The organism is Devosia elaeis (genome assembly GCF_001650025.1).
GTDB lineage: Bacteria > Pseudomonadota > Alphaproteobacteria > Rhizobiales > Devosiaceae > Devosia > Devosia elaeis.
In genome coordinates this window covers 53,174-62,243 of record NZ_LVVY01000090.1, presented here as the reverse complement: position 1 = coordinate 62,243, position 9,070 = coordinate 53,174, and the positions used below count along the sequence as shown (strand labels likewise).

The window sequence follows — 9,070 nt, the reverse complement described above, 5'->3', positions numbered from 1 at the left end:
CCCGCCGCACCGCCATTATCGGCGGGCTGATGGTGGCCACCGGGCCATTGAGCCTGACGCTCTACGCCCCCGCCCTGCCCACGCTCGTCGCCGACTTTGCCACGAGTGACGCGGCGATCAAGCTGACGCTGACCGTCTATTTCGCCGCCTTCGCGCTGGCCCAGCTCATCTGCGGGCCCTTGTCCGACCGCTATGGCCGGCGGGCCGTGGGCATGGCGTTCTTCGCCATCTATGTCGTGGGCAGCCTCGTCGCCGCCCTGGCGCCCAGCCTCGAAATGCTGTTTCTCGGCCGCTTCATCCAGGGTTTCGGCGTCTCGGCCGGCGTCGCCCTGTCGCGCGCCATGGTGCGCGATCAATTCGTGGGCAGCCAGGCGATCCGCATCCTCACCCTGGTCAACCTGATCCTGACGGTGACGCCCGCCATTGCGCCGACCCTGGGCAGCGTCATCCTGCTCCTGGGCTCCTGGCACCTGATGTTCGTGGTGATGGCCGGGTTCGGCCTGGCCATCCTGGCGCTCCTGGCCCGGGGCGCGCGCGAGACCCTGCCGCCTGAAGCCCGCATTCCGTTCCGGCCCCGGGTGATCTTCGACAATTATCGCACCCTGCTGAGCGCGCCCGATTTCGTCTTTCCCGCGCTGCTCCTGTGCCTGGCCTTTTCCGGCTTCCATGGCTTCACCGCGCTGCTGCCCTTCCTGCTCATCGACGGGCTGGGCCTGACGCCCTTCCAGTTCGCCATGGCCATGCTGGTGCAGACCGCCTCCTTCATCCTGGGCAATCTGGCGGCCGCCTATTGGGCCAGCCGGGTCGGCGGCGAGCGGCTGGTGACCATCGCCCTGGTGCTGCTGGGGCTGAGCGGGCTGGGCTTTGCGGTGCTGCCGCATCTCTTCCCCGCCTCGATATTGGCCATCATGGGGCCGGTGGGCATCTGGATGCTGGGCCTGGCCTTTATCAGCCCCAGCGCCACCACCGCCGCCATGGCCGGCTTCGGCGCCATTGCCGGCGCCGCGGGCGCCCTGAGCGGCTTCTTCCAGATCGGCGGCGGGTTCCTGGGCTCGCTGGCCGCCGGCACGCTCTTTGCCGATGCCCGCACCGCGCTCACCATCCAATTGCCCTCCGTGGCCCTGCTGACCATCGCCGTGGCCCTCTTCGACCGCCGGCGGAAATCGGGACAATAAAAAACGCCGCCCCGAAGGACGGCGTTTCAATTCCTGTCGCCTGATGGCTTAGCTGCGGCCGGCAGCGGCCGGACGGCCCGGAGCAGCGGCGATACCGCCTTCGCGCTGGGCGCGCTTGCGGGCTAGCTTGCGGGCGCGGCGCACGGCCTCGGCCTTCTGGCGAGCCTTCTTCTCGGAGGGCTTCTCGTAGTAATTGCGCAGCTTCATTTCGCGGAAGACGCCTTCGCGCTGCAGCTTCTTCTTCAGTGCGCGCAGCGCCTGGTCAACATTGTTATCGCGAACGACTACTTGCAAAGGTCAACCGCCCTTTCAAAGCTTGGCAAATTGTTTGGATAGGAGCGAAGCGACCAAAATAATCGCTCCGCCGACCAGCCGAGCCGGTCACCGTGGCGGCGTCTATAGCCCAAGAATCCCCCTCTGTCCACACTTGGCCGGTGGAAAATTGCAGCTATCTTGCCGGTTTCGCCGCGGGCGGCTACCCCTTTTACCGATCCAACAGGAGATGGCCATGTTCCAGCCCATCGTCTTTCTGCCCGGCCTCATCTGCGACGCCCGGCTCTGGCGCGACATCATCGATGGCTTCGCCGACACCATGGCGCCGATGGTCGCGGATCTGCGGCTCGACGAAACCATCGCCGCCATGGCCAGCCGCACCCTGGCCGCCGCCCCGCCCCGTTTCGCCCTGGCGGGCCTGTCCATGGGCGGCTATGTGGCGCTCGAAATCATGCGGCAGGCGCCCGAACGCGTCACCCATCTGGCGCTGTTCGACACCTCGGCCCGCCCCGATAATGAGGAGCGGCGCGAAACCCGCCGCAAGGGCATCGAGATGATCGCCCAAGGCAAGTTCATCGGCGTCTCGCGCGGCCTGCTCGGCAGCCTCGTCGCCCCGCATCATCTGGGCACGCCGCTGGCCGAGGAAGTGCAGGCCATGTCCGAACGCGTCGGCGGCACGGTCTATATTCGGCAGCAGAAGGCGATCATGGACCGCGTGGATTCCCGGCCGCATCTGGCCGCGATCGACGTGCCGACCCTGGTGGGCGTCGGCGCACTCGACAAGATGACGCCCCCCGAGCTGGCCGAGGAAATGGCGGCCCATATTCCCGGCGCTAAACTCGTGACATTCCCCGACGCGGCGCATCTGCCGACCATGGAAAATCCGGCTCCGGTCGTGGACGCGATGCGGGACTGGCTGGGGCGTTGAAAGGCCCCCTCACCCGCCGCTACGCGGCGACCTCTCCCCCAAAGGGAGAGGTGAAGAGGGACTAGGTCGCGGAGCGACACCTCTCCCTTTGGGGGAGAGGTCGGCCGCAGGCCGGGTGAGGGGGCCTTCAGCCCCGCACGATCCGGTTTATATGCCCCATCTTCCGGCCCGGCCTTGCTTCGGACTTGCCGTAGAGATGCGGCTGGGTATCGCCGTCGATCCCGCCCGGCACGATGTCCACTTCATCGCCGATCAGGTTCTGCATCACCACGTCGGCCATGCGGCGCGGATCGCCCAGGGGCCAGCCGGCAATGGCGCGGATATGCTGCTCGAACTGGTCGGTGAGGCACACCGCCTCGGTCCAGTGCCCCGAATTGTGCACGCGCGGCGCGATCTCGTTGACCAGCAGCGTCGGCCGCTCGCCGGGCACGACGAAGAATTCGACGCCCAAAACCCCGACATAATCGAGCGCGACCACGATGACCTTGGCCAGCATCTGCGCATGTTTTTCGACGCCGGGCGGAATGCTGGCGGGCACGGTGGAGGTGTGGAGAATATGGTGCCGATGCACATTCTCCGCCGGGTCGAAGGCACGCACGCTGCCATCGAGCCCGCGCGCCACGACCACGGAAATTTCCTTTTCGAACGGCACGAAGCCTTCGAGCACCAGAGGATGGGGCGCCAGTTCGGCAAAGGCGGCCTCGGCATCGCCGGGCTCGCGCAGCACGCGCTGCCCCTTGCCGTCATAGCCGAGCCGCGTGGTCTTGAGCACCGCCGGCAGGCCCAATTCGCCAATGGCCGCCTGCAGGTCGGCCAGGCTGTGCACCGCCCGATAGGGCGCCACCGGAATATTCTTGGAGGAGAGGAAGCTCTTTTCGGCCAGCCGGTCCTGCGCGATGGCCAGCGCATTGGCACCGGGGCGCAGCGGCTTCAACCCCGCCAGCACCTCGGCCGTCGCCGCAGGGACATTCTCGAATTCATAGGTGACCACGTCCACGTCCGCCGCGAAGGCCCTGAGCGCGGCAACATCGTCATAAGCGGCAATGGTCTTGTGCGGCGTCACCTCGAAGGCCGGGCTCTGCGGATCGGGACAATAGATATGGCTCTTGAAGCCGAGCCGGGCAGCGGCCAGCGCCAGCATGCGCCCAAGCTGCCCCCCGCCCAGAATGCCGATGGTGGAGCCGGGGGCCAGGATGGAAGATTTTTCGGTCAAGGCATTACTCGAGATCGGACGGAAATTGCGGCACGGCCTGGCTCTGGCGGGCGCGATGGGCGTCGAGGCGTTCGGCCAGGTCCTCGTCGGAAAGGGCCAGAACCGAAGCCGCCAGGAGGGCGGCATTGATTGCGCCCGGTTCGCCGATAGCCAGGGTGCCCACCGGAATGCCGCCGGGCATCTGCACGATGGAATAAAGGCTGTCCAGCCCGTTGAGCGCCTTGGACCGCACCGGCACGCCGAAGACCGGCAATGTGGTCATCGCCGCGATCATGCCGGGCAGATGGGCCGCCCCGCCGGCGCCGGCAATGATGACCTTGATGCCGTCGGCCCGGGCATTGGTGGCGAAATCCACCATGCGCTCGGGCGTGCGATGCGCCGAAACGATGCGCGCCTCATATTCGACTTCGAGATTTTCGAGGGTTTCGGCCGCCAGCCGCATGGTGGGCCAGTCCGACTGGCTGCCCATGACGATGGCGACAGGTGGCTTGAGCATGGCGATTCCCCCGTCGCGCTCCGCAAAGCGCGGAACTAGCCCAATTCCGGCCACAAAACAAGGCGGCAAACCCGCTAGGCGATGATGTCGGGCAACAGGATATTCTCGAGCTGCACGATGCGATCCTTGAGCGCCAGCTTGCGCTTCTTGAGCCGCTGGATCAGCATCCGGTCGGCCATATGCGATTGGCTCAAGGTGTGGATGGCCGCGTCGAGATCCGCATGCTCCTGGCGTTTCGTGGCCAGTTCGAGCCCCAATTGGGCTTCCTGTTCCTTGTTCAGCGGCAGCATGGAATACCGGATGGTCAGGCCATAATCATACCCCTGGTTAACCGATCACGGACTGTTTTGCATCTGATTTCGGGTCCGCATCGAATCGGCGTCGACAAAGCGTGAAAGATTTGTGACGATGCTTTTGTCCAACACGCTGAAAGGAGTTATTCATGACGACTGAAGGCCACATCGCAGCGCTCGAACGGCGCCATCAGGAACTGGACAGGCAGATTCAGGCGGAGACGCAGAATCGCCTCGCTGACGATCTGATGGTCGCGACGCTGAAGCGGAAGAAACTCGAAGTGAAGGACGCACTTTACAAGCTCCAGGGCACAACGCGGCAATAGGGCCGCACCAAAAACAACCAATACCCTGGAGGGTCACGGCGCGAGCCGGGGCCCTTTTTCACGTCCGCCCATCGCCAAATTCATCAGGATTAACACCCTCTTAAGGCCCCGCCGTCATCGTCATCCCTAAACGGCACAGCACGATTCGTGTCGTTGGCATGACGGACCTGGAGTATCTATGACGCGCGTTCTGGTGGTGGATGACGATCCGGTGCAATTGCGGCTGACGGCCGAGATCGCCAATCGCGCCGGCTTCAAGCCCCTGACCGCCACCGGCGGCGAACAGGCTTTGTCCATCCTGCGCGAGGACCGCCAGATCGGCGCCATGATCCTCGACCTGGTCATGCCCGATCTCGACGGCATGGGGGTGATGGACGCCATGCGCCGGGAAGGGCTCACCACGCCCGTCATCATCCAGACCGCCAATGCCTCGCTCGAAACCGTGATCTCGGCCATGCGCCAGGGCGCGGCGGATTATTTCGTCAAGCCGGTGGCGCCCGAGCGACTGGTGGTCTCGCTGCGCAATGCCATGAAGCTCGAGGCGCTCGAAACCGCCATCCGCGCCGAGCGCGCGCGCAAGGCCGGCACCCTCGGCCGTGCGGACATGATCGCCTCGGCCCCGGCCATGGCGCGGGTGCTGGCCCTGTCCGCCAAGGCCGCCAAGAGCCCCATTCCGGTGCTGATCGAAGGCGAGACCGGCACCGGCAAGGAATTGGTGGCCCGCATCATCCAGGGCACCGGCGACCGCGCCGGCAAGCCCTTTGTCGCCGTCAATTGCGGCGCCATCCCGCCCAATCTGGTGGAATCGGTGTTGTTCGGCCACAAGAAGGGGGCCTTTACCGGCGCCCATGCCGACCAGGCCGGCAAGTTCGCCGAGGCCCATGGCGGCACGCTGTTTCTCGACGAAGTGGGCGAATTGCCGCTCGACACCCAGGTGAAATTGCTGCGCGCCCTGCAGGAAGGCGAAATCGAGCCCTTGGGCGCCACCCGGCCCGAAAAGGTCAATGTCCGGGTGATCTCGGCCACCAATCGCCGGCTGCTCAACCTGGCCAAGAGCGGGGAATTCCGCGAGGACCTCTATTACCGGCTCAATGTCTTCCCCATCTATGTGCCGCCCCTGCGCGAGCGCATGGAAGACCTGAACAATCTCGTCACCCATTTCATCGCCCGCTTCGCCGCCGAAGCCGGCAAGCGCGTCCTGGGCATATCGCCCGCCGCCACCGATCTTCTGGCCGGCTATGACTGGCCGGGCAATGTCCGCCAGCTCGAAAACGCCGTCTATCGCGCCGTCGTGCTGACCGATGGCGCCTTCCTCGAAACCCAGGATTTTCCGCAGATCGTGGCCCATTCGGGCGGCCGCGAGGAAGCCCTGCGCACCATGGCCCAGCTGGAAATGCCCGCCGCCCCCGTCCATATCGACGCCGCCCCGGCCCGCAGCCGGGTCGAGCCGGTCATGCCCGTGGCGGCGGACCGCTTCCTCGACGACGCCGGAGAGCTCCAGGCCCTGGCCGCCATCGAGCGCGCAGCCATCGAATTCGCCATCGCCCATCATAACGGCCGCATGTCGCGGGTGGCCCGGGCGCTGGGCATCGGCCGCTCCACGCTCTATCGCAAGCTGCACGAATATGGCCTGGCCGAAGGATTGATCAGCGACGCGGCCTGACGGGGCCTGGGGACAGCGGCGCCGTTAACCTTGTTCCTTACCGGCTCCTTAACATCTTGGGTTGATTTTGAGCCCGAATGTTAACCGCGAGGCCATCATGAACCGTTCCGGCATTGCGCTTCTAGCCGCTATCGCCCTTTCCACCAGCGCCCAGGCCGCCGATCTCGGCTGGAATGGTGGCGGGGGCTCGTCCCCGATCTATTCGCCCGTCAGCGCCACGCAGTGGAGCGGCTTTTACGCCGGCGTGTCCGGCGGCTTCGGCTGGGGCACCAGCGTCAACGACCCGGCCCTGCCGGGCGGCAGCGTGGACAACAATTCCAACGGTTGGACCATAGGCGGCCAGGTCGGCTACAACATGGATATGGGCGGTTTCGTGCTGGGCGGCGAAGCCGACCTGCAATGGGCCAATATCGGCTATTCCGAACCCATTGCCGGCGGCACCTTCACCGCCCGCACCGACATGTTCGGCACCCTGCGCGCCCGTGCCGGCGTGCCGATCGGCCAGGTCATGCCCTATGGTACGGTCGGCGTGGCCTATGGCCGGGGCTCGGCCACCGAGGAGACCACCATTTCCTCCACCCAGACCGCCAACCATTTCGGCTGGGCGGCCGGTGTCGGCCTCGAGGCCCAGGCCACGCCCAATCTCTCGCTCAAGGCCGAATATCTCTATGTCGACCTAGGCGCCCAGAACTATAACGGCCTCGCTGTCGGCAACCGCGAAATCGGCCAGCGCTTCGGCGTGATCCGCGCCGGCGTGAACTACAAGTTCTAAGGCCCGGGGGCGCGGCGTTGCAGCCGCGCCACAAACCCTTTTCACAAAGCTGCGAGCAATTGCTCCCGTTAAGGTTTGCAGTTTATTGAGAGCATTGCGGCGTGGCCCGGGGCGGGCCGGATTCGGCCTGTCCGCCAGCATGATCCCTCCGCGCGGCAAGGAGCAGCAATGAACAAGCTTGTGGTTGGTGTGGTCGCCCTTTTCGCCACCCTGGCGCCACCGGCAATGGCGCAGCAGGCCGTGGCCAGCCTGGAAACCAGCCGCATCGTCATCGCCCCGCCCCAGAGCGACCTTGCCCGCATCATCAAGGAAGGCCTCTCCACCGCCTATTACGGCACCAGGGCCGGGACGGCCGCGCACGACGACGCGCAACGGCTCTATTTCCTCTATGGCGCACGCCATTTCGAGCCCATCTGGCTGACCAGGGATTCCGCCGGCAAGATCGGCTTCTCGCCATCGGCCGACAAGATCATCGCGCTGTTCCGCGATGCCGAGGCCGAGGGCCTGCAGCCCGGCGACTACCTGACGCCGGCCATCGAGCTCAACCGCATTCCCCGCAATGCCACGGCCATGGCCGGCCTCGAAACCGCCTTCTCGGCGGCGGTGATGCGCTATGCCAACCACCTGCATAATGGCCGCATCCGCCCGCAATCGGTCAGCGAGAATTTCGACATCAAGCCCAAGCCGATCGACGAGGCGGCCCTGCTCGCCCGCCTGGCCGGCAGCGACGATCCGGCGGCCGTGCTGGGCGAACTCGAACCCCGCCACCCCCAGTTCCTGGCGCTCAAGGCCGCCCTTGCCCGTTTCGAGGACGACGCCGCCGACCGCCCCGCCCCCATCGCCCAGGGCCCCGTGCTGCGCCCGGGCAATTCCGATACGCGCCTGCCGGCCATCCGCGAACGGCTGAAGCTGACCGCGTCGACCTCCGCCGCCTATGACGAGGCGACCGTGACCGCGATCAAGGATTTCCAGCGCGGGCTGGGCCTGGAAGTGGACGGCATTATCGGCCCGGCCACCATCGCCGCCCTCAATGGCGGCCCCGCCACCCGGCGCGAGGACATCATCGCCAATATGGAGCGCTGGCGCTGGATGCCGGCCGATCTGGGCGCGTTCAACGTCGTCGTCAACATTCCCGAATTCCGCCTGGCCATCAATCGCGACGGGCGCGAGGAATATACCACCCGCGTGGTCGTGGGCACGACCAAGAACCAGACCCCGATCTTCTCGGACAATATCCGGCACCTGGTGGTGAACCCCTATTGGAACGTGCCCTCCTCCATCATCCGGGGCGAGATCGCCCCGGCCGTGATGCGCAATCCGGGCTATATCGACAGCCAGAACATGGACCTGCTCTATAATGGCAGCGCCGTCAGCCCCTGGCAGGTCAATTGGAGCCAGGTTTCGCCCTCCAATTTCCCCTTCCGCGTCCGCCAGCGGCCCGGCCCGGGCAACGCCCTGGGGCAGATCAAGTTCCTGTTCCCCAACAAGCACGACGTCTATCTGCACGATACCCCGTCCAAGGGCCTGTTCTCGCGTTCCTTGCGCGCCTTCAGCCATGGCTGCGTGCGGGTGGAGAACCCGATGGAATTCGCCGATGCGCTGATGGCCAACGAGGCCAATATTTCCCGCGCCTCGCTCGAAGCCATGTTCGGCCCCAGCGAAAGATGGGTGAACCCGCAGACCCAGATCCCCGTGCACCTGACCTATTTCACCCTGCATGTGGATGCCGACGGCTCGATCCGCAATTTCGGCGACGTCTATGGGCACAACGAGAACCTGATCGCCGCCATGGGCCTCGCCGCAGCCCCGGCGCCGGCCATCATCGCCGATGCCGAACCGATCCCGGACGAGCTCTCCCCCTGAGCCCGGATTAACCCCGCGTTCACACTTTCGCCTTGGTTGCGCCCGCTTTTCCGCTTAAACACGAAGCC

10 protein-coding genes are annotated in these 9,070 nt (G+C 65.7%); 6 read left to right on the top strand and 4 right to left on the bottom strand.

Going from position 1 to position 9,070, the window contains the following annotated elements; all coding sequences use genetic code 11:
• A partial coding sequence (locus A3840_RS11800) for a multidrug effflux MFS transporter (RefSeq protein WP_082903846.1) occupies nucleotides 1-1,175 on the top strand: 1,175 nt, incomplete at its 5' end.
• Nucleotides 1,176-1,223: 48 nt separating this feature from the next.
• Here A3840_RS11800 and rpsU read toward each other — a convergent pair.
• Nucleotides 1,224-1,469 carry a 30S ribosomal protein S21 gene (gene rpsU, locus A3840_RS11795; protein ID WP_067456719.1) on the bottom strand — a complete coding sequence of 82 codons (246 nt, stop codon included), beginning with the start codon at nucleotides 1,467-1,469 and terminating at the stop codon, nucleotides 1,224-1,226.
• 214 nt (nucleotides 1,470-1,683) lie between these two features.
• On the opposite strand from rpsU, the gene A3840_RS11790 reads away from it, so the two are divergent.
• Nucleotides 1,684-2,376, top strand: coding sequence for an alpha/beta fold hydrolase (locus A3840_RS11790; protein WP_067456745.1), 693 nt, complete (start codon nucleotides 1,684-1,686; stop codon nucleotides 2,374-2,376).
• A 127-nt stretch (nucleotides 2,377-2,503) separates the two neighbouring features.
• Here A3840_RS11790 and A3840_RS11785 read toward each other — a convergent pair whose 3' ends face one another.
• The 3 genes from A3840_RS11785 to A3840_RS11775 all read right to left on the bottom strand — a co-directional run bounded on the left by A3840_RS11785 (nucleotide 2,504) and on the right by A3840_RS11775 (nucleotide 4,375).
• Nucleotides 2,504-3,589: a 5-(carboxyamino)imidazole ribonucleotide synthase gene (locus tag A3840_RS11785; RefSeq protein WP_067456715.1), complete on the bottom strand. Its 1,086-nt coding sequence runs from the start codon at nucleotides 3,587-3,589 to the stop codon at nucleotides 2,504-2,506.
• Nucleotides 3,590-3,593: 4 nt separating this feature from the next.
• Entirely contained in the window at nucleotides 3,594-4,085 is a 492-nt protein-coding gene (purE, locus tag A3840_RS11780; protein ID WP_067456711.1) for a 5-(carboxyamino)imidazole ribonucleotide mutase, read from the bottom strand.
• A 74-nt stretch (nucleotides 4,086-4,159) separates the two neighbouring features.
• Nucleotides 4,160-4,375 carry a YdcH family protein gene (locus A3840_RS11775; RefSeq protein ID WP_067456707.1) on the bottom strand — a complete coding sequence of 72 codons (216 nt, stop codon included), beginning with the start codon at nucleotides 4,373-4,375 and terminating at the stop codon, nucleotides 4,160-4,162.
• A gap of 152 nt (nucleotides 4,376-4,527) precedes the next feature.
• Between A3840_RS11775 and A3840_RS19080 the strand changes: the two genes are divergently transcribed.
• From A3840_RS19080 to A3840_RS11760, 4 genes are all read left to right on the top strand, one after another.
• Nucleotides 4,528-4,704 carry a YdcH family protein gene (locus A3840_RS19080; protein WP_082903845.1) on the top strand — a complete coding sequence of 59 codons (177 nt, stop codon included), beginning with the start codon at nucleotides 4,528-4,530 and terminating at the stop codon, nucleotides 4,702-4,704.
• Between the two features lie 178 nt (nucleotides 4,705-4,882).
• Entirely contained in the window at nucleotides 4,883-6,367 is a 1,485-nt protein-coding gene (locus A3840_RS11770) for a sigma-54-dependent transcriptional regulator (protein ID WP_067456704.1), read from the top strand.
• A 97-nt stretch (nucleotides 6,368-6,464) separates the two neighbouring features.
• Nucleotides 6,465-7,139 carry an outer membrane protein gene (locus A3840_RS11765; RefSeq protein ID WP_082903844.1) on the top strand — a complete coding sequence of 225 codons (675 nt, stop codon included), beginning with the start codon at nucleotides 6,465-6,467 and terminating at the stop codon, nucleotides 7,137-7,139.
• Between the two features lie 168 nt (nucleotides 7,140-7,307).
• Complete coding sequence (locus tag A3840_RS11760) at nucleotides 7,308-9,002, top strand: L,D-transpeptidase family protein (protein ID WP_067456701.1); 1,695 nt, start codon at nucleotides 7,308-7,310, stop codon at nucleotides 9,000-9,002.
• Nucleotides 9,003-9,070: the final 68 nt, after the last annotated feature.

Bases quoted from the DNA above. Each gene is read 5' to 3' on its own strand.
- purE (WP_067456711.1), bottom strand. From the start codon at position 4,085: ATGCTCAAGCCACCTGTCGCCATCGTCATGGGCAGCCAGTCGGACTGG.
- A3840_RS11790 (WP_067456745.1), top strand. From the start codon at position 1,684: ATGTTCCAGCCCATCGTCTTTCTGCCCGGCCTCATCTGCGACGCCCGG.
- A3840_RS11775 (WP_067456707.1), bottom strand. From the start codon at position 4,375: ATGCTGCCGCTGAACAAGGAACAGGAAGCCCAATTGGGGCTCGAACTG.
- A3840_RS11770 (WP_067456704.1), top strand. From the start codon at position 4,883: ATGACGCGCGTTCTGGTGGTGGATGACGATCCGGTGCAATTGCGGCTG.
- A3840_RS19080 (WP_082903845.1), top strand. From the start codon at position 4,528: ATGACGACTGAAGGCCACATCGCAGCGCTCGAACGGCGCCATCAGGAA.
- A3840_RS11765 (WP_082903844.1), top strand. From the start codon at position 6,465: ATGAACCGTTCCGGCATTGCGCTTCTAGCCGCTATCGCCCTTTCCACC.
- A3840_RS11760 (WP_067456701.1), top strand. From the start codon at position 7,308: ATGAACAAGCTTGTGGTTGGTGTGGTCGCCCTTTTCGCCACCCTGGCG.